Source organism: Brevundimonas sp. GN22 (genome assembly GCF_054824005.1).
Genome location: NZ_JSYD01000019.1, coordinates 1 through 18706, shown reverse-complemented (window position 1 = coordinate 18706; position 18706 = coordinate 1). Strand labels below are relative to the sequence as shown.

The 18706-nt window shown below is 62.0% G+C and carries 18 protein-coding genes; 9 read left to right on the top strand and 9 right to left on the bottom strand.

The genetic code is table 11. The features are described from left to right. Positions 1-87: 87 nt before the first annotated feature. The 5 genes from OB03_RS03430 to fabG all read right to left on the bottom strand — a co-directional run bounded on the left by OB03_RS03430 (position 88) and on the right by fabG (position 4817). Positions 88-972 carry a YicC/YloC family endoribonuclease gene (locus OB03_RS03430; protein ID WP_461343234.1) on the bottom strand — a complete coding sequence of 295 codons (885 nt, stop codon included), beginning with the start codon at positions 970-972 and terminating at the stop codon, positions 88-90. Further along, positions 972-2159, bottom strand: coding sequence for an endolytic transglycosylase MltG (gene mltG / locus OB03_RS03425; RefSeq protein WP_461343233.1), 1188 nt, complete (start codon positions 2157-2159; stop codon positions 972-974). Before mltG ends, OB03_RS03430 begins: the two co-directional genes overlap by 1 nt. 1 nt (position 2160) lies before the next feature. Then, positions 2161-3441 (bottom strand): beta-ketoacyl-ACP synthase II, encoded by a 1281-nt coding sequence (fabF, locus tag OB03_RS03420; protein ID WP_461343232.1) that lies wholly within the window; start codon positions 3439-3441, stop codon positions 2161-2163. Between the two features lie 202 nt (positions 3442-3643). Beyond that, the gene (locus tag OB03_RS03415) at positions 3644-3883 is read right to left on the bottom strand and encodes an acyl carrier protein (RefSeq protein WP_167177928.1); all 240 of its coding nucleotides are present in this window, start codon (positions 3881-3883) and stop codon (positions 3644-3646) included. A gap of 193 nt (positions 3884-4076) precedes the next feature. Next, on the bottom strand, positions 4077-4817 hold the full coding sequence (gene fabG / locus OB03_RS03410) for a 3-oxoacyl-[acyl-carrier-protein] reductase (protein WP_242914119.1): 741 nt from the start codon (positions 4815-4817) through the stop codon (positions 4077-4079). A gap of 87 nt (positions 4818-4904) precedes the next feature. On the opposite strand from fabG, the gene OB03_RS03405 reads away from it, so the two are divergent. Beyond that, the gene (locus OB03_RS03405) at positions 4905-6191 is read left to right on the top strand and encodes a serine hydrolase domain-containing protein (protein ID WP_461343231.1); all 1287 of its coding nucleotides are present in this window, start codon (positions 4905-4907) and stop codon (positions 6189-6191) included. Between the two features lie 57 nt (positions 6192-6248). Here the strand turns inward: OB03_RS03405 and fabD are convergent, their stop codons facing one another. Continuing rightward, positions 6249-7193 carry an ACP S-malonyltransferase gene (gene fabD, locus OB03_RS03400; RefSeq protein ID WP_461343230.1) on the bottom strand — a complete coding sequence of 315 codons (945 nt, stop codon included), beginning with the start codon at positions 7191-7193 and terminating at the stop codon, positions 6249-6251. Between the two features lie 79 nt (positions 7194-7272). Beyond that, positions 7273-8565, bottom strand: a complete 1293-nt coding sequence (locus tag OB03_RS03395; protein ID WP_242914122.1) for an Nramp family divalent metal transporter — start codon at positions 8563-8565, stop codon at positions 7273-7275. Positions 8566-8837: 272 nt separating this feature from the next. On the opposite strand from OB03_RS03395, the gene rpsF reads away from it, so the two are divergent. The 7 genes from rpsF to alr all read left to right on the top strand — a co-directional run bounded on the left by rpsF (position 8838) and on the right by alr (position 16290). Further along, complete coding sequence (gene rpsF / locus OB03_RS03390) at positions 8838-9215, top strand: 30S ribosomal protein S6 (protein ID WP_242914392.1); 378 nt, start codon at positions 8838-8840, stop codon at positions 9213-9215. A gap of 11 nt (positions 9216-9226) precedes the next feature. Then, entirely contained in the window at positions 9227-9502 is a 276-nt protein-coding gene (gene rpsR, locus OB03_RS03385) for a 30S ribosomal protein S18 (protein ID WP_003167100.1), read from the top strand. Position 9503: 1 nt separating this feature from the next. After that, complete coding sequence (gene rplI, locus OB03_RS03380; RefSeq protein ID WP_242914123.1) at positions 9504-10088, top strand: 50S ribosomal protein L9; 585 nt, start codon at positions 9504-9506, stop codon at positions 10086-10088. Between the two features lie 499 nt (positions 10089-10587). Next, entirely contained in the window at positions 10588-13029 is a 2442-nt protein-coding gene (locus OB03_RS03375) for a TonB-dependent receptor plug domain-containing protein (RefSeq protein ID WP_461343229.1), read from the top strand. A 149-nt stretch (positions 13030-13178) separates the two neighbouring features. Continuing rightward, positions 13179-13577, top strand: coding sequence for a hypothetical protein (locus tag OB03_RS03370; RefSeq protein ID WP_242914125.1), 399 nt, complete (start codon positions 13179-13181; stop codon positions 13575-13577). 120 nt (positions 13578-13697) lie between these two features. Further along, positions 13698-15188: a replicative DNA helicase gene (locus tag OB03_RS03365; protein WP_461343228.1), complete on the top strand. Its 1491-nt coding sequence runs from the start codon at positions 13698-13700 to the stop codon at positions 15186-15188. Positions 15189-15249: 61 nt separating this feature from the next. After that, the gene (gene alr / locus OB03_RS03360) at positions 15250-16290 is read left to right on the top strand and encodes an alanine racemase (RefSeq protein WP_461343227.1); all 1041 of its coding nucleotides are present in this window, start codon (positions 15250-15252) and stop codon (positions 16288-16290) included. A gap of 3 nt (positions 16291-16293) precedes the next feature. On the opposite strand, the gene OB03_RS03355 is transcribed toward alr, so the two are convergent. After that, positions 16294-16683 (bottom strand): YIP1 family protein, encoded by a 390-nt coding sequence (locus OB03_RS03355; RefSeq protein WP_461343226.1) that lies wholly within the window; start codon positions 16681-16683, stop codon positions 16294-16296. Between the two features lie 278 nt (positions 16684-16961). Further along, positions 16962-17567 carry a Yip1 family protein gene (locus OB03_RS03350; protein WP_242914129.1) on the bottom strand — a complete coding sequence of 202 codons (606 nt, stop codon included), beginning with the start codon at positions 17565-17567 and terminating at the stop codon, positions 16962-16964. 166 nt (positions 17568-17733) lie between these two features. Between OB03_RS03350 and OB03_RS03345 the strand changes: the two genes are divergently transcribed. Beyond that, a partial coding sequence (locus OB03_RS03345) for a DNA repair protein RadA (RefSeq protein ID WP_461343225.1) occupies positions 17734-18706 on the top strand: 973 nt, incomplete at its 3' end.

Below are 18706 nucleotides of genomic sequence, written 5' to 3'. Positions count from 1 at the left end.
CTGTAGGAAGCGTGGGTGCATAAAACTGCCCGACCCGTACCGCAAGGTATCAGGCCATTTTAGAGCACTCTCCATTCGTCGTGTGACTTATTCGACGTTCTGGACCTGCTCGCGCAGCTGCTCGATTACGGCCTTCAGTTCCAGACCCACCGCGGTCAGATCGGTCGTCGCGGATTTGGAGCACAGGGTGTTCGCCTCGCGCATGAACTCCTGCATCAGGAAGTCCAGCTTGCGACCTGCAGGTGGCGAGCCCAAAAGCGCGCGCGCAGACGCAATATGCGCCACCAGACGATCCAGTTCCTCGCGCACATCGGCCTTGGTTGCGAGGGCGGCTGCTTCGAGGAAGATGCGCTCCTCCAGTCCGACAACCTCACCCGCCAGTTCGCTGATACGGCGGGTATAGCGCTCGCGGATCGCCTGGACCTGTGCATCGGCTTCGGTTTCGGCCTTGGCCACAAGGCTTTCGATGTGGTCGACAAATCCGCTGACGACGGGGAGCAGCGCTGCCCCTTCCTGCCCGCGCGAAACCTTCAGGGCGTCAAGTGCGGCCTCTATCGTTTCCACCATAGCCGTTTCGACCGCAGCGTGGGCGTCCGGATTCTCGCCCTCTTCGCTGGCTTCGATAACGCCCCGCAGGGCCAGAATGCCGTCAGCCGAAGCCGGAGCCATACCCTGATCCATCAAGCCGCGCGCCAGTTCGGTATAGCGGCCCAAGATCTCTTCGTTGATTTTGATCGTGCCCTCGCCCGCGCCATCGCGGCGCGCCTGGAGGCCAATCGAAACCTGCCCGCGATGCAGTCGGCCCTGAGCCGCCGACTTCGCCGCGCGCTCAAGCGATTCAAACCCGTGCGGGCCGCGATAGCGTACCTCGAGGCTGCGCCCGTTTACGGAGCGAGCCTCGACGGTCCAGACCCAGCCGTTCAGCGCACCATCAGCACGGCCAAAACCCGTCATTCCCGAGATAAGCGGCATTAGCGGGCATCCTCAGGGACGCGGATGACCTGCGCGCCCGCAGGGATTTGATCCGGCGTCAGAATGCGCGGACCTGAGTCCTCAACCGACGACGGCAGAGTATCCTCAAGGGTCTCTCCCCGCTCAATAGCGGCGCGGCGACGCTCGACGTCGCGCCAGCGGGCGACGTTCAACAGATGTTCCTGATAGGTGCTGGCGAAGACGTGGCCACCAGTGCCGTCGGCAACGAAGAACAGATAGTCGGACTTCGGCGGGTTCAGAACCGCCTTGATCGACGCCTCGCCCGGATTGGCAATCGGCGTGGGCGGAAGCCCGTTGATGACGTAGGTGTTCCACGGCGTGTTGGCGCGGATCTCCGACAGCTTCAGACCACGCCCCAGCGGACGGCCCTTGGTGATGCCGTAGATAATGGTCGGATCGCTCTCGAGGCGCATTCCGACACGCAGACGGTTGGAGAATACAGCGGCGACGACCGGACGCTCGGAAGCGATGCCGGTTTCTTTTTCGACGACTGATGCCAGCACTAGCGCTTCGTGCGGCGTGCGAGCGACCGAGTTCGGCCCTCGCGTGGGCCACAGGGCATCCATCTTCTGCTTGGCCATGCGCTGCATCCGCGCGATCACGGCCTGACGGGTCTCGCCGCGGGTCACCTCATAGGTTTCCGGCCACAGAGAGCCTTCCTCGGGGACTTCGGTAATCTCGCCCACCAGAACGGGATTACGCATGAGGATTTCGACAGCCTGAGCGGACGAGCGGCCTTCCGGCAGGGTCACGAAGTGACGCACGCCCTTACCGTTGGCCAGCATGTGCACGATCTTGGACAACGACGCGCCAGACGGCACTTCATACTCGCCAGCCCGGACCTTGCGGTCGGCCCCGCTCAGGCTCATGGCCGCCTTGAACAGATCGGTCGAGCGGATAACGCCTTCACGTTTGAGAGTGGCCGCAATGGCGGGGACGCCGGTGCCGCTCTGAACTGTAACGATCGTATAATCGCCGTTCGCGGCCTTCGGCCCCGGTCCCCAATAGACAGCCCACAGCGCGATAAGGGCGGCGATCAGGAACAGTCCCAAGGTGCCGCCCGCCGTCAGCAGGCCGATACCAAGGCTCGAACGCGACCCCTTCGGGCCATTTCCGCGCGACGGGGTCTTTTTAGCCGCTGGGCGGCGCGTCGGAGCCTTGGCCAAGTCAGTCGACCTTCTTGAAGATCACAGCTGCGTTGGTGCCGCCAAAGCCGAACGAGTTCGACATAACGACATTGATAGCCTTATCCTTGCCCTTATGCGCGACAAGGTCGATTTCGGTTTCGTGTTCCGGATCATCGAGGTTGATCGTCGGCGGGACCTTCTGGTCGCGAATAGCCAGAACCGAGAAGACGCTTTCAATTGCACCTGCGGCCCCCAGAAGGTGGCCCGTCATCGACTTGGTCGAAGACACGGCAACATTCTTGGCGTGGTCACCGACCAGACGCTCGATGGCCTTTAGTTCGATCCAGTCGGCCATGGTCGAGGTGCCATGGGTGTTGATGTAATCGAGGTCCTGCGGCTGAAGTCCAGCACGCTTGAGCGCAGCCTTCATCGCGCGCAGACCACCGTCGCCGTCTTCCGAAGGAGCGGTGATGTGATAGGCGTCGCCGCTCATGCCGTAGCCAACAACTTCGGCGTAGATTTTCGCGCCGCGCGCCTTGGCGTGTTCGTATTCTTCCAGAACCATGATGCCCGCGCCTTCGCCCATGATGAAGCCGGCGTGACCACGGTCATAAGGACGCGAGGCCTTTTCTGGCGTGTCGTTATAGGCGGTGCACAGCGCCTTACAGGCGAGGAATCCCGCGATGCCGATCGGCACAATCGAGCTTTCGGCACCGCCGGCCAGCATGACGTCGGCATCGCCCAGAGCGATCATGCGTGCAGCGTCGCCGATGGCGTGTGCGCCGGTGGCGCAGGCGGTAACGACCGAGTGGTTCGGGCCTTTCAGGCCGTGGCGGATCGAAATCTGGCCCGACGCCAGATTGATCAGCGCCGATGGGATGAAGAACGGGCTGACGCGGCGCGGGCCCTGCTCTTTCAGAATGATTGCAGTGTCAGCGATGGGGCCAAGGCCGCCAATTCCGGCGCCCACCATGACGCCGGTCGCTTCCTGGTCTTCGTCGGTTTCCGGCTTCCAATTCGCGTCGGCCAGCGCCTCGTCGGCAGCCGCCATGGCGAAGACGATGAAGTCGTCCACGCGCTTGCGTTCCTTGGGGGTCACGATGCTGTCGAAGTCGAATACGCCAGGCTGGTCCGGCGCACCGCCACCGCGACCATCAACAGCAGGCACTTCGCCCGCGATGGTGCAGCCATAGCCTTCGGTGTCGAAATTCGTGATCGGACGGATACCCGACTGGCCATCCAGCAGGTTCTTCCAGACGTGCTCGACGCCAGTGCCCAACGGAGTGACTAGGCCGAGGCCCGTGATGACAACGCGGCGCATGGTTCGCGCTCCTTAGATTTTGACAGTACGACGGCTTTGAAAGCCAGACGGTCGCCACGCGGGGCGCCCGGATACGAGGTCGTGAATCAGTCTGATGACTGATTCATATCCAGAAACACTAATGGCCGCCGGACGGTCCCGCTAGGGTTCCGTCACGGCGGCCATTAGCTTTAAGTCTGCGACAAAATCGCAGGGGCCGATATTAGGCGCCCAGCTTCTCGTCGATGAACTTCACGGCGTCGCCGACGGTTTGGATGTGCTCAGCAGCATCGTCCGGGATTTCGACGTCGAATTCTTCTTCGAAGGCCATAACCAGCTCGACGGTGTCGAGCGAGTCAGCGCCCAGATCGTCGATGAAGGAAGCCTTTTCGGTGACCTTGTCCGGGTCGGCGTCCAGTTGTTCGATGACGATCTTGCGGACGCGTTCGAGGGTATCGGACATGAGTGTCTCTCTTGCCTGTTTCGTTGTCGCCGTGATGGCGGGGTTTGATGTAGTCGCCGGTTCACGGCAGCCTATGATGTCGCAAGTCCGAGGACTCAAAACACCGCGAGCGTTTCCGCCCTTTAGCACAGCCTTGGGGTTAGGAAACAGTTTGTTGCGGGGTGTGATCGGATTGTGATCACATCCCGAGGGGTCAGATCATCGCCATACCGCCATTTACGTGCAGGGTTTGGCCCGTCACGTAAGCGGCTTCGTTCGACGAAAGATAGACGGCAGCAGCAGCAATTTCATCGCCCGTACCGAGGCGACCTGCCGGAATACGGCCGAGAATCGCTTCGCGCTGCTGGTCATTCAGTACATCGGTCATCGGCGAGGCGATGAAGCCCGGCGCGATGCAGTTCACGGTGATACCGCGCGAACCCACTTCCTGAGCGAGCGACTTGGAGAAGCCGATCATGCCCGCCTTGGAAGCCGAATAGTTGGTTTGGCCCGGATTGCCGGTGACGCCGACAACCGAGGTCACGCCGATGATGCGGCCCGAACGGCGCTTCATCATGCCCTTCATCGCGGCGCGGGTCAGGCGGAAGTAGGACTCAAGGTTAATCTGGATAACCGACTGGAAATCCTCGTCCTTCATGCGCATCAGCAGGCCGTCTTTGGTGATACCTGCGTTGGCGACAAGAATGTCCAGCGGGTTGCCGGCAGCCGCTTCGGCCGCCGCGACCAGACCGTCAACCGAATCCGGATCCGACAGGTTGGCCACAGCAAACGACGAACGCTCGCCCAGCTCGGCTTGCAGCTCTGCCAGCACAGCCTCGCGGGTACCGGACAGAACAACGTGTGCGCCCTGTGCGTGCAGGGCACGCGCCACAGCGCCGCCAATGCCACCGGTCGCGCCCGTAACCAGCGCGGTCTTGCCTTCAAGGTTGAACATTAAGGTTAGCTCCGCCAAATCTTTCACCCGCTCCTATCCGATGCGAAGCTGCTTCGCCAGAGGAAGGTGCCGCAACGGAAAGTTTCGATGATCATTGAACGCCCCCATTTCGACCGACGCGCCCTTCTGTTCGGCATGGGGGCGCTGTCGCTTCCTCTGGGCCTTAGTGCTTGTGCAAGCGTGGGTTCTTCGGCGGAAGCCACGCCCCTCGGTCTGGATCGACTGCCTTTGACGCAGGACGTTTTGAACCGGTTCGTCGCGGCTGGCCGCCTTCCCGGTCTTGCTGTCGGGGTGGCATTGCCGGAGGGCGGGAAGGCCTTTGTTCAGGCCGGAACCCTCGATTTTGGCAGCTTTACACGAGCGGATCGGGACACCCTGTTCCGAATCTATTCGATGACGAAGCTCATCACAGGGGCAGCAGCGGCCATTCTGATGGAAGAAGGCCGGTTCGGTCTGGACACGCCGGTGGCTGACCTCATACCGGAGTTCGCCTCACTCAAGGTTGCGACCAATCCGGCGCGCGGACTGGCAGGCCGACCCGCTGTAAATACAATGACGATCCGTCACCTGCTGACCCATACGGCTGGCTTTACCTATGCCCACACAGGCAACAACGCCATCCAGCGGGAATACGCGAAACAGGGAGCATTCATGGCGACCAGTTCGCGAGGCGACGCGCCCCTGCCCGCCAGCTATGACGAACTGATCACCCGACTGGCAGACATCCCGCTGATGTTCGAGCCGGGCACGAAATATGAATACGGCATTTCCATCGACGTATTGGCCATCGTGATCGAGCGCGCGGCAGGCATGCCGTTCGGCGCGTTTGTTCAGCGGCGCATCCTAGATCCCCTCGCCATGCAGGACACAGTCTGGCGCTTGAGAGAGGGCGATGCCCAGCGTTTAGCCGCGCTCTATAACTATGGAAGCAACGGCACAGGGCCGCGCCAGCCGGTGCCCAACACGTCCGCTGCCGACCTGTCGCGCCCCGTTCCCATACCGTTCGCCGGATCGGGCCTGTTATCCACGGCATCGGACTATATCGATTTCCTGACGATGCTGCTCAACGACGGCGCAGGCGGACGACGCCGGATTATGAAGCCCGAAACAGCGCGACTGCTGCGCTCGGACATCCTGCCCGAAGGCCTGACAGCCAATGGCGGCGGGCATGGCTTCGGTGGCTGGGTAGCGCGTGTGGGCCACAAACGTGCCGGAGAGTTCGGCTGGAGCGGGAATGCTTCGACACAGGCATGGATAGACCCCGCCCACAACTTCGCCGCCGTCCTGATGATGCAGGCCCTGCCCTATCGCTCGGTCAATGTGCTGGACGAACTGCGCCCCGTACTGGATGCGGATTTGGGTATCAGCCGATAAAGAAAAAAGCGGGAGATTAACTCTCCCGCCCTCTGGCATTTCAGCTTAAGCCCGCGCTCACAGCGACTTGGCGAAGGCTTCCAGTTCTTCCGGCGTGTTCAGCGCCAGAGCCTCGGCGTCGGCGGCGATGCGCTTGGCCATGCCGGTCAGGACCTTGCCCGCGCCGACTTCGACGAAGCGGGTTACGCCGCCCTCGGTGGCCATCCACTCCATGCTCTCGCGCCACCGGACGCGGCCGGTGACTTGCTCGACCAGCAGGCGGCGGATGGTCTCCGGATCGACTTCCGGACGGGCGGTGATGTTGGCAACCACGGGAGCCGACGGCACCACGATCTTGGCGTCAGCCAGAGCTGCGGCCATTTCGTCCGCAGCCGGAGCCATCAGCGGGCAGTGGAACGGTGCCGAAACGTTCAGCGGAATCGCGCGTGCGCCCAGTTCCTTGGCCTTTTCGATGGCCAGATCGACGGCAGCCTTGTCGCCCGAGATGACGACATTGCCCTTGTTGTTGTCGTTGGCGACGACGCAGACGCCCGCCGCCGAACCTGCCTTGGCGGCTTCTTCAGCCAGAGCCAGATCGGTTTTCGGACCAATCAGCGAGGCCATCGCGCCCTTGCCCACCGGCACAGCGCGCTGCATGGCCTGACCGCGCAGCTTCAGCAGACGAGCGGTGTCGGCCAGCGAGATCGAACCCGCAGCCGCCAGAGCCGAATATTCACCCAGCGAGTGACCAGCCACGAAGGCGGCGCTGGAAACGTCGACGCCGAACTCGTTCTTCAGAACGCGGGCGGTGGCGACCGAGACAGCCATCAGGGCCGGTTGGGCATTTTCCGTCAGCGTCAGATCGCCTTCGGGGCCATCCTTCATCAGGGCCGACAGCTTCTGGTTCAGAGCGTCGTCGACTTCGGCAAACACTTCGCGTGCGCTGGCAAAAGCTTCGGCCAGGGCCACGCCCATACCGACCGACTGGCTACCCTGACCGGGGAAGAGAAGCGCGAGGCTCATCAGCGTTTCGTCCGTTTTTCTCGTTAAACTCAGGCCGCGAGGCGTAGGCCAAACCTGACCTCGCGGCAAGAGAAAGGCATCATGCGATCAGCTTGCCGATCTGGGTAATGATCTCGCGCACAGCCAACACGCCGAACAATATGGTCGCTGCCGCCAGCATCAGGTTCGACAGCCATTGACTGCGCCACTCGGGCGGAACCCGCGACGAGTTCAGCAGCCACAGCAGTGTCCCCGCGAGGAACGGCATGAACAGGCTGCCCAGCACGCCATAGGCAACGATGAGGCCGAACGGATTGTCCATAAACAGCAGCATGATCGGCGGGAACGTCAGCCACAGGGCAAACAGGCGGAAAGCGGTGGACTTGTCGCCGCGAGCGTGGGGATCATCGCTCTTGCCGCGCACGTGGGCGATAAAGTCGGCAAACATCAGGCTCACCCCCTGCCAGACACCCAGCAAAGATGAGAAGCTGGTGGCCCAGAAGCCGATCAGGAACACAATGGCGACGGGCTGACCGAACCGCTGGCGCAGCACTTCGCCAAGATCCAGCAACCCACGATCGCCACCCTGAAGCGCAATGCCCGCACTATAGAGCAACTCGGCCCCGACGATCAGCATGGCCACGACGAAGACGCCGGTCACGACATAGGCGACCTGATTATCCAGTCGCATGACCTTCATCCACGACGGACCGCTCCAGCCCTTGGCGTTCAGCCAATAGCCATAGGCGGCCATAGTGATCGTGCCGCCCACACCGCCGATCAGACCCAGCGTATAGAAGACCGAGCCTTCCGGCAGGCTCGGCCAAAGGCCGGTAAGCAGGTTTGGAATGTCAGGTGCCACGATAATGGCCAACCCGATTACGGTGACGAACATCACCCCTACCGAGAAGGTCATCACCTTCTCGAACAGGCCGTATCCGCCGAACCAGACAAAGGCCAGGCCCGCGATGCCACTAAGGATGCCCCAGACTTTGATATCCAGCACAGGAAACAGCGCGGCCAAGGGCAGAGCCGAGGACGTCATGGCCGCCGCGCCGTAAACAAAGCCCCAGATCACGACATAGATGCCGAAATACGCCCCCGCCCAGTTGATCGGTGAACCGAAGAAGCCCTTCCCGAGGCTGGACCAGCCCTGAAAAATAGTGCGCTCGCCCGCCAGCGTCCAACGCCCGACCGCCTCGGCCAGCGCGATCTTCAGGATGGTGCCGATGATCGCGGCCCAAAGCAGCGCATAGCCGAACTTGGAACCTGCGATCAGGGTGGCGACAAGGTCCCCCGCACCCACGCCCGTTGCTGCCACAACAATGCCTGGCCCGATCAAGGACCATTTGTTCTTGGGCACTAACCCAGCGTTGGGATTGATGTCGGACATTGAGCCTCCCGCTCCGAAACTGCGGCCATGTTTGCGCTGTTCGTACTCAACACCAAGTTCGGTATTATGGATGCACTGACCGGACACCCGTCCGCAAAAGCCCCGTCCCTTGCCCTTTCAGCGTTTTTCCCGTATAGGCCGCCCCTTTCCAGGGCTTCGGTCCTGCTGTGGATCGTCAAGGTGTCGGGAAACTCCCGTCCGCCACATCAGGAGCCATCGTAGACGAACTACCCGGTTCGCCTGCGCCGATGTCCACCAAGGGAGAATACCGCATGGCTCTTTACGAGCACACGGTCATGACGCGCCAAGATATCTCGGCGCAACAGGCCGAAGCGCTGAACGACACCATCAAGGCTCTGATCGAAGAACAAGGCGGCTCTGTCGCCAAGATCGAGTACTGGGGTCTGCGCAACCTTACCTACCGCGTGAAGAAGAACCGCAAGGCTCACTATTCCCTGCTCGCCGTTGACGCACCGCCGGCCGCTATGGCCGAAGTTGAGCGCCAACTGTCGATCAACGAAGACGTGCTGCGTTGGCTGACCATCCGCGTCGAAGAGCTCGACCTCGAGCTGTCGCCGCTGCTGGCACGCCGTGAACGCGAACGCGATCGCAGCAGCAACCGCAGCGAAGACGCTGCGGCTTCGGAATAAGGACCGTATTGATGACCGATACCACCGCTCCGATCCCGGGCGCTCCGGCTGGCTCCGGCCCGGCCCGTCGTCCGTTCTACCGTCGTCGTAAGGTCTGCCCGTTCTCGGGTGCCAACGCGCCGAAGATCGACTACAAGGACGTGAAGCTGCTGCAGCGTTACGTTTCCGAACGCGGCAAGATCGTGCCTTCGCGCATCACCGCCGTTTCCGCCAAGAAGCAACGCGAACTGGCCAAGGCCATCAAGCGCGCTCGCTACCTGGCTCTGCTGCCGTACGTGGTGAAGTAAGATGAAGGTCGTTCTGCTGGAACGCGTCGAGAACCTCGGCGCCATCGGCGACGTCGTCACCGTTAAGGACGGCTTCGCTCGTAACTACCTGCTTCCGCGCGACAAGGCTCGCCGCGCTACCGAAGCCAACCTGAAGACCTTCGAAATCGAACGTGCAGCTATCGTTGCCCGTAACGACAAGAACAAGGCTGACGCTCAGGTCATCGCCGACAAGATCGACGGTCAAACCTACATCATGATCCGTCAGGCTGGCGAAACCGGCCAACTGTACGGTTCGGTTGCAGGCCGCGACGTCGCTGAAGCCATCAAGGCTGAAGGCGGCAACGTGACCCGTTCGCAGGTTGTTCTGAACACCGCCATCAAGACCCTGGGCGTTCACGAAGTGCTGGTTCGCCTGCACGCTGAAGTGTCGGCCACCGTCAAGATGAACATCGCTCGTTCGGCTGATGAAGCCGAGCGTCAAGCGAAGGGCGAGGATGTCATCCGCGCTCAGTTCGACGACGAGCGTGCAGCGGCTGAAGAAGCTGCTCAAGAGCTCATCGAAGGCGGCGCTGGCCAGCAAGAAGGCTTCGGCGAAGAAGCCTAAAGCTTCCAAACCGTCCTTCGCTGACCAAGCGATCAAGGATCAGGGCATCACCTTCGGGTGGTGCCCTTTTTCTTTGGTCCAAACCAAGCGTGGCGATAAGATCGTCCATTTGCGGCGCATATTATCCTCTAAATTAGAATTTAGTTTCTCTTCACGTTAATTCAGATAATCTCGATATCGCTTTGAAATGAAGCGCCGCAGGGTGCTGCGGTTCAGTCTGTGGGGGCGGTGCCAAAAGGCACCTTCTCCATGTGCCCGTTCCGCCGACGCATGCTTCCTCCCTCTCAGGCAGGCTCCGTCCGACGGGGGCTACTACGTGGGGAGATATGAGATGCCGAAACACGGTCACGATCCGAAGTGGCGGATCCCGAGTTGTCTCGGCCGCAAGTCGGCCTGACGCCTTTTCATAACCCAGCTGAAACCTGACCTGTCCGCGCCTGCCGCGGATGACGGCGCGTCCCTCCTCTGGACGGGCCACACCAGAAAGCCTGATTTCAAGATGATCCGTGAATTCGCCTATCGCTCGTCCCTGTTTGCTGCGGCTTCCGCCTCCGTGCTGCTGATCGCCGGTGCCGCCAGCGCACAGGAGGCCCAGGACGCCACCAGTGTGGACGATATCGTCGTCACCGGTACCCGCGTCGCCAACCGCTCGCGCCTCGACACCGTCGCACCGGTCGATGTGGTTACCGCCGAGACCCTTGAGCAACGCGGCTCGACCGAACTGGCCACCCAGCTGGCCGCGACCGTTCCGGCCCTGAACTTCCCGCGCCCGTCGGCCACCGATGGTACCGACTCCATCCGCCCGGCCACCCTGCGCGGTCAGGGGCCTGACCAGACGCTGGTGCTGGTCAACGGCGTGCGCCGCCACCAGACGGCGCTGGTGAACCTGAACGGCTCGGTTGGCCGTGGTTCGTCCGCTGTGGACCTGAATGCCATTCCATCCTCGGCGGTTGATCGCATTGAAGTGCTGCGCGACGGCGCGGCCGCCCAATACGGGTCTGACGCGATTGCTGGCGTGCTCAACCTGCGCCTTCGCGAAGCCCGCGAAGGTGGTGGAGCCACTCTCACCTATGGCCAGTACATCACCGACTTCACCGGCTTCTATGGTCGCGACGACAAGATCCGCGATGGCGACACCCTGACTGTTTCGGGATGGCAAGGTTTTGCTCTCGGCGACGAGGGCTTCCTGACCGCGTCGGTCGAGTATCGTGACCGCGACCGCACCAACCGCTCGGACATCAACCCAACCCTGGGCCGTATCACCGGCGGTCAGGGCGACGCGCAGGCCGAAGATCTGTCGGTTTATCTTAATGCGGGCATCCCGCTGTCCCAAGGTTGGGAAGCCTATGGCTGGGCCGGCTATCAGAAGCGCGATGCTTCGGCAGCCGCTTTCTACCGCACCCCGACCGACGCGACCCAAAACCCCGACTATGGTAACGGCCGTAAATATCCGGACGGCTACCTGCCCCTTATCCTGACCGAGACGACCGACTGGACGGCTGCGGGCGGTATCCGCGGCAACGTGGGCGAATGGGGTCTGGACATCAATCTGGGCTACGGCTCCAACAAGATCGAGTTCGGTGCCGAGAACACCATGAACCCGACCTATGGCCTGAGCGGCCCGACCGAGTTTTACGCCGGTTCGCTGGAATACAGCCAACTGGTCCTCGGCGTGGACGCCAGCCGCGAATACGACCTTGGCTGGCACGGCCCGCTGAACGTCGCTGTCGGCCTCGAGGCTCGCCGCGAGAACTACAAGATCGGCGCGGGCGAAGAGGCTTCCTACGCGCGCGGTCCGGTACTGGTCGCAGGAGGCAACACCCTCACCTTCGGCTCGCGCGGTTTCACCGGCTTTACCCCGAGCAACGAGGTCGACGAGGACCGCAGTAACGTCGGCGTCTATCTCGATCTGGAAGGCGAAGTGACCGAGGGCCTGACCCTGTCGGGCGCAGTCCGCTACGAAAACTATTCGGACTTTGGCGACAACGTCTCGGGCAAGCTGGCTGCTCGCTATGACTTCAATCCGAACTTCGCCATCCGTGGCGCGGTCTCGACCGGCTTCCGCGCGCCCAGCCTGCAACAGCAGTATTACACCCAGACCTCGATCCTCTACATCAACAACATCGCCTATGAGACGGGCACCTATCCGTCCGTGAGCGAAGTGGGCGAGGCGCTGGGCGGATCGCCACTTCAGGCCGAGGAGTCGGTGAACTATTCGCTGGGCTTTGTCGCCCGCTCGGGTCCGTTCGAGTTGACGGCAGATGCCTATCGTATCGACATCAGCGACCGCATCATCCTGTCGGAAACCCTGACTGGCACGGCCACGGCAGCGCCCGGCACCAATGCCCGCACCATCTTCGACCTGTTGGCTCCTTACGGTGCATCCGCAGCCCGCTTCTTCATCAACGGCGTGGATACCGAGACCACGGGTCTGGATGTTGTCGCGCGCTACCGTTCCGAGACCGCAGCGGGCAACCGCCTCGACTTCACGCTGGCCGGTAACGTCAACGACTTCAAGGTCACCAAGACACCGATAACCGAGAGTGGCGTCCTGCCGACCCCGACCTCGCTGTTCGGACGTCAGGCCGTGGCCCGCTTTGAAGAAGGTACGCCGCCGTGGAAGGTCGTCTTCCAGACCGACTGGGAAGCCCAGAAGCTGGGCGGCACCTTCCGCCTGACCGGCTATGGTGACGTATTGGCCGCAGGTGCCACCGAGGCGACCGATCTGGAACTGGGCAATGCCCTGATCGCGGACGTCGAAGCCCGCTATCGCTTCACCGACAATGTTACCCTGTCGGTGGGTGCTGACAACATTCTGGACCAGTACCCGCGTCAAAGCCTGCGCGAGAACAACACGACGGGTGCTTTCCCGTTCTCGAACTTCTCGCCCTATGGCTTCAACGGCCGCTACGTTTACGGCCGTTTGAGCCTGAAGTGGTAAGTCACAGTAACGGCTAAACTAATGAAAGGGCGTTCCTGCGGGGACGCCCTTTTTCATATTCAGCAACCGTTCAGGCAGTGGACCTTAGTCCAAGCAGCATCTTATATACGCGTCTTGCATCCAGACCCTCATCGGAGCATTCCCGCCGCATGACCCACCGCATCGCTGTGAAGGCCCTCGGCCTTTCTGCCGCTCTGGCAGTTGTTTGCTCCAGCCTGCCCGCGCTGGCCCAGTCGCAGATGACCGTGGCCCAGTTCCTCGAGGACGGGCGTGACATCCCTCGCAATCGCGCCGCCGCGATGCTGCGCTCCGACACGCGTCGTCTGGTGCGTGTAGCGACCGGTGCCGTGAACCAGATCAAGGCCGAGCAAGCCGCCGCCGAGCGCGCAGGTCGACGCCCCAACCACTGCATCCCTTCCACCGGCACGGGCATCACCCCGGAAACTCTGGTGGCGCGCTTCGAAGCCATGCCTGCCGGACGCAGAAATGTGACGGTAACCCAAGCCATCCGCGATTGGATGGTTGAACGTTACCCCTGCCGCGGCTAAGCCACCCCTCCACGCTATCCCCGTTCTTAACAGGCTGTGGACAACAGCCGTTGTGGACGGTCCAAGGTTTATAGGAGCCGGCCCTGTCCATGGGTCGGCTTCCTCTGTTTGACTGGCCTCATGAATTACCTCGCTTCGGCTCCCGACACCTCTGTTTCCGTCACCGCCATGCCTCACAACCTGGAAGCCGAACAGGCGCTTCTGGGGGCGCTGATGTTCGACAACGGGGTGTTCGAACGCCTCAGCGATCGCCTGCGCGATATCCACTTCTACGAACCCTTCCACCAGCGCCTGTACAAGGCCATCGAAGAGCACATCCGTCAGGGCCTGCTGGCCGAGCCGACCATCCTGATGGAACGTTTCAAGCAGGATCCGGCCTTCGCCGAGTTCGGCGGCCTGCGCTACCTCGCCGATCTGGTGGATCGTGCTCCGCCCGCGGCTAATGCGCCGGACTATGCCCGCGTCATCTATGATCTGGCCCTGCGCCGCGAACTGATCCGCATCGGTGGCCAGATCGCCAAGCAAGCCCCCGATCCCGAGCGCCCTGCCGAAGACCAGATCGAACAGGCCGAACAGACCCTCTATTCGCTGGCCGAAACGGGCAAGCCGTCGTCGGGCTTCGTCTCCTTCTCTCACGCCCTCGCGGGTGCAGTGGAGATGGCGGGCGAAGCCTATCAACGCGAAGGCAAGCTGGCTGGTCTGGCCACTCGCCTCGATGACCTCGACCAGAAGCTCGGTGGCTTGCACCCGTCCGACTTGCTGATCCTCGCAGGTCGTCCGTCGATGGGTAAAACAGCGCTGGCGACCAACATCGCCTTCAACGTCGCCCGTAACTATAAGTGGGAGCCGACCCCGGACGGTGGCCGCAAAACCGTCGATGGCGGCGTCGTGGCCTTCTACTCGCTGGAAATGAGCGCCGAACAGTTGGCGATGCGTATTCTGGCCGATGCCTCGGGCGTGTCTTCGGACAAGCTGCGTAAGGGCGAGATCGACGCCAGCGACTTTGGCAAGCTGCGCGAAGCCGCCATCGAAATCGGCGAAAGCCCGCTCTACATCGACGCCACCGGTGGTATCTCCATTTCCAAACTGGCCGCGCGCGCTAGACGCCTTGCCCGTATGGAACATGGCCTCGACCTCATCGTGGTCGACTACCTTCAGCTGGTCACCGTCGGCGAAGGCAGCGGCAAGAACCGCGTGCAGGAAGTCTCCGAAATCACCGGCGGCCTGAAGGCACTGGCCAAGGAACTAAACGTTCCGATCATCGCCCTGTCGCAGCTCTCTCGTCAGGTCGAACAGCGCGAAGACAAACGCCCGCAACTGTCCGACCTTCGTGAATCGGGCTCGATCGAGCAGGACGCCGACTGCGTGATGTTCGTGTACCGCGAAAGCTACTACCTCGGCCGTGCGGAGCCTCGTGAAGGTACTGAAGAACACCTGAAGTGGCAGGAAGACATGGACCGCCTGCAGCATCAGGCTGAAGTCGTCATCGGCAAGCAGCGTCACGGCCCCATCGGCATCGTGAAGCTGGCGTTCGACGCGAACACCACCCGATTCGGCAACCTTGCCCACGATGGCCGCTACGGCGGCTCGTTCGCCGATATTCCGGAATAAGGGCATTTCCTGCCCTTTACGGGCTGGAAGTCATGGATATGGGGGCGTAAACATCCGCCCCATGTCCTCCCTGCCTGCCACCCTAACCGTCGATCTGGGCGCTTTGGCCCGCAACTATCACACGCTGGAAGCCCTGACCGGTCGTCCGGTGAATCCGGTCGTGAAGGCCGACGGCTATGGCCTCGGCGCGATAGCGGTAGCCAAGCGATTGATGGCCGAAGGCGCGCGAACCTTCTTTGTCGCACGGGCCGCCGAGGGCGTGATCCTGCGCGATGCGCTGGGTGCAGAGCCAACCATCTATGTGCTGGACGGTGGCCATGGGGAAAACGTCGGCCTGATCCGCGCGGCCAACCTTCGCCCGGTGCTCAACCAGCCGGTGCAGTTCGAGAACTGGCTGTCTTCCGGCGGCGGCGCGTGCGGCCTCCAGATCGACACGGCCATGAACCGCCTCGGCTATCGCGTCGAAAACGCGCCGGAGCCGTTCGCGGGGCTGGAACTGGTGATGACCCACCTCGCCTGCGCCGATGAGCCGTCCAATCCTTTGAACCGCCAACAGCGCGACACCTTTGATGCTGTTAGCCAGAAGTATCCGGGCGTCACCCGCAGCTTTGCCAACTCGGGAGGCTGCTTCCTTGGTGAGGATTTCGGCTTTGACGTCGTGCGTCCGGGCATCTGCCTCTACGGCGGTGGCCCCGAGGGCAAACCGCACGAGAAGATCGCGCCCGTTGCCACGCTAACCGCTCAGGTGATGCAGGTACGCGATGTGCCCGTTGGCGAAACAGTCGGCTATTCCCAAGGCTTCAAAGTCGAAACGCCCGTTACGGTTGCTACCTGCGGCGCAGGCTACGCCGACGGCGTGCTGCGCTCCTATTCGCCCAAGGGTCAGGTCTGGATCAACGGCGGTCTGCGCCCGATCATTGGACGCGTGTCGATGGACGTTCTGGCCGTGGACGTAACAGGTCTGGACGTGAAGGCGGGCGACAGCGTCGAAATCTTTGGTGCCAACCGCAATATCGATGAAGCCGCAACAGCTGCTGGCACCATCAGCTATGAGCTGCTGACTTCGATCACCCCGCGCGTGCCGCGCCTCTACGTCGGTTGACCGTCAGGTCAGAATGTTGATGATCACGCCAATCAGCACCATCGGCACGTAGAAGACCAGCACCGTTAGGAAGAAGGCTGCACCGAGGATGCAGACGGTCGCGATGACACGCTGCGCCTGCGGGATCTTCATCAACCGATAGTTGCCGACGAACAGCGAGTACAGGCTGGCGACCGAACAGACGAGCATCAAAATCACGCCGACATAGGGGATGACGCCCACCGCGTGACCGATGTAGCCGAGCGTGGACGAATAGGCTGCGACCTTGAGGGCCTGCACTCTATCGGGTCGTCCCCGAACTTCTGCGCTGCTTCTTCTATGACAAACGCCAGCAAATACAGCTGAAGCAGGGTGAGAGCCCAGCCGACCAGGATCGAGATGGGAAGCAGCCATACCGGCCCTTCCACTGTCCTGAAGCCCGCCACCGCGTACCCGATCACGACAGCCAGTGGGCCCAGAGCGGTCAGCACCAGAACATAGGGCACCCAGATCGAACGTCGGGTTGCCTGTTCCTCGGATATGACGCCCCACTCTTTCGTCGGGCTCAGGGCGATATTCCTGGCCCGCGTCCAGATTTCGGCGGGGGTACGCGGACTGGTTACGGACATTAAAAAACACTCACTCAAGTCGGACCGGGGCTGTTCGCAAGCCCCGATCCCATAGGCCGCCCGTCAGGAGACCATGGCCGAAGCGACAACGAACGGCAGTGCCGCTGCCCAGGCGAACAGGCCGACAACCACTTGCAGTGCGAAGGCGACCAGCACAGTGACGATGGTATAGGTGACCAGCTTGTCTTCCGGCGTCTTCTTCAGCGGGCCGAACCCGAGATACATCAGATAGATGCCGTAGATTGCCGCCAGCAGAGCCAGCCCAGCCAGCATGGGCACCAGCCCGAGCACACCTGCGACCCAAGCCGGTGTGTAAGCATAGACCGCCAGCTTCATCGACTGGAGCATGTTCTTTTCAGAACCGAAACTGCTGGCCAGCGCGTCGATAACAATGCCGAGCACATAGACCACGACAAGGCTCAGCACATAGGACACGATTGCCACGACCAGCGAACCAACGATGCCGGTATTGAAGCCGAACAATGCCGCGCCGATAAATCCGCATACAGGGCCGATAGCTGCGAGGATCATCGCATATCGGGTGAACAACCCCTTCACCGTTGCCGGCTCTGCCGCGATCACAGGCCATTCCAGCTTGGGCTGAAGGATGATTCCTTTGACGCGATCGACCAGCTTCGGATCAATCGCTGGCGGGTTTTGTGCGCTCATTTGGCGTCTCCAGTCATACGGTTGGCAGAATGATTACGGCGATTTGCCAAATTGCGAACGAATTATGTTCGTCTCTCAACCACAAGTTAGTGATCATCCGTCAAACGCGGACGTAGGGCGCGAAGGGTTGGCTATCGCTGCGGAACGGCTCTGCTAAGGTCCGCGCATGGCTCGTGACTCGTCTCTGTTCGTTTGCAAATCCTGTGGTGCCGTCCATTCCAAATGGTCCGGCCAGTGCTCTGCCTGTCAGGAATGGAATTCGCTGGTGGAGGAATCCAAGGCGGCTCCTCCCGGTGCGATGAAGCCGACCGCCACCGCCCGCGGACGTGGCATTACCTTCGAGACACTGGTTTCGGACACGCCTGATCCGCCGCGCATCAAGACGGGCGTGGCCGAGTTCGACCGCGTATGCGGCGGCGGCGTTGTCCCTTCATCGGCCATCCTGCTTGGCGGTGATCCGGGCGTCGGCAAGTCCACTCTTTTGCTGGAAGTGACCGCCAAAGCCGCCCGGGGCGGAGCCCGCGTCGCCTATATCTCGGGCGAAGAGGCCATCGAGCAGATCCGCGCCCGCGCCAAGCGTATGGGCGTGGCCGACGCCCCCGTGGCGCTGGCTTCGGCGACATCCCTGCGCGACATCCTGACGACGCTGAAGCGCGACAAGTTCGACATCGTCATCATCGATTCCATCCAGACCCTGTGGTCCGACGTCCACGAGGCGGGCCCCGGTTCGATCACCCAGGTCCGCGCCTGTGCAGCCGAACTGGTCCGCATGGCCAAGGATAGCGGCCCCGCCATTGTTCTGGTCGGACACGTGACCAAGGACGGTCAGATCGCGGGTCCACGCGTGGTCGAGCACATGGTCGATGCCGTCCTCAGCTTCGAAGGCGAGCGTGGCTATCCCTTCCGCATTCTTCGCGCGGGCAAAAACCGCTTCGGCGCGACCGACGAAATCGGGGTGTTCGAAATGGGCGATACGGGTCTGCGCGAAGTGACCAACCCGTCCGCCCTCTTCCTGGGCGAAGGCAAGGAAGGCGCTCCCGGTGCGGCGGTGTTCGCCGGTATCGAAGGCTCGCGGCCCGTGCTGGTCGAGATACAGGCACTGGTCGCCCCCTCGGCCTATGGCACCCCTCGACGCGCCG

What these genes read in the sequence shown, in the direction of transcription:
- fabG (WP_242914119.1), bottom strand. Translation starts at nt 4,817, where the DNA reads ATGTTCAACCTTGAAGGCAAGACCGCGCTGGTTACGGGCGCGACCGGT.
- rpsR (WP_003167100.1), top strand. Translation starts at nt 9,227, where the DNA reads ATGACCGATACCACCGCTCCGATCCCGGGCGCTCCGGCTGGCTCCGGC.
- OB03_RS03395 (WP_242914122.1), bottom strand. Translation starts at nt 8,565, where the DNA reads ATGTCCGACATCAATCCCAACGCTGGGTTAGTGCCCAAGAACAAATGG.
- alr (WP_461343227.1), top strand. Translation starts at nt 15,250, where the DNA reads ATGTCCTCCCTGCCTGCCACCCTAACCGTCGATCTGGGCGCTTTGGCC.
- OB03_RS03415 (WP_167177928.1), bottom strand. Translation starts at nt 3,883, where the DNA reads ATGTCCGATACCCTCGAACGCGTCCGCAAGATCGTCATCGAACAACTG.
- fabD (WP_461343230.1), bottom strand. Translation starts at nt 7,193, where the DNA reads ATGAGCCTCGCGCTTCTCTTCCCCGGTCAGGGTAGCCAGTCGGTCGGT.
- fabF (WP_461343232.1), bottom strand. Translation starts at nt 3,441, where the DNA reads ATGCGCCGCGTTGTCATCACGGGCCTCGGCCTAGTCACTCCGTTGGGC.
- OB03_RS03405 (WP_461343231.1), top strand. Translation starts at nt 4,905, where the DNA reads ATGATCATTGAACGCCCCCATTTCGACCGACGCGCCCTTCTGTTCGGC.
- rplI (WP_242914123.1), top strand. Translation starts at nt 9,504, where the DNA reads ATGAAGGTCGTTCTGCTGGAACGCGTCGAGAACCTCGGCGCCATCGGC.
- OB03_RS03365 (WP_461343228.1), top strand. Translation starts at nt 13,698, where the DNA reads ATGAATTACCTCGCTTCGGCTCCCGACACCTCTGTTTCCGTCACCGCC.
- OB03_RS03350 (WP_242914129.1), bottom strand. Translation starts at nt 17,567, where the DNA reads ATGAGCGCACAAAACCCGCCAGCGATTGATCCGAAGCTGGTCGATCGC.
- rpsF (WP_242914392.1), top strand. Translation starts at nt 8,838, where the DNA reads ATGGCTCTTTACGAGCACACGGTCATGACGCGCCAAGATATCTCGGCG.
- OB03_RS03355 (WP_461343226.1), bottom strand. Translation starts at nt 16,683, where the DNA reads ATGGCTGCTTCCCATCTCGATCCTGGTCGGCTGGGCTCTCACCCTGCT.
- OB03_RS03370 (WP_242914125.1), top strand. Translation starts at nt 13,179, where the DNA reads ATGACCCACCGCATCGCTGTGAAGGCCCTCGGCCTTTCTGCCGCTCTG.
- OB03_RS03375 (WP_461343229.1), top strand. Translation starts at nt 10,588, where the DNA reads ATGATCCGTGAATTCGCCTATCGCTCGTCCCTGTTTGCTGCGGCTTCC.
- OB03_RS03430 (WP_461343234.1), bottom strand. Translation starts at nt 972, where the DNA reads ATGCCGCTTATCTCGGGAATGACGGGTTTTGGCCGTGCTGATGGTGCG.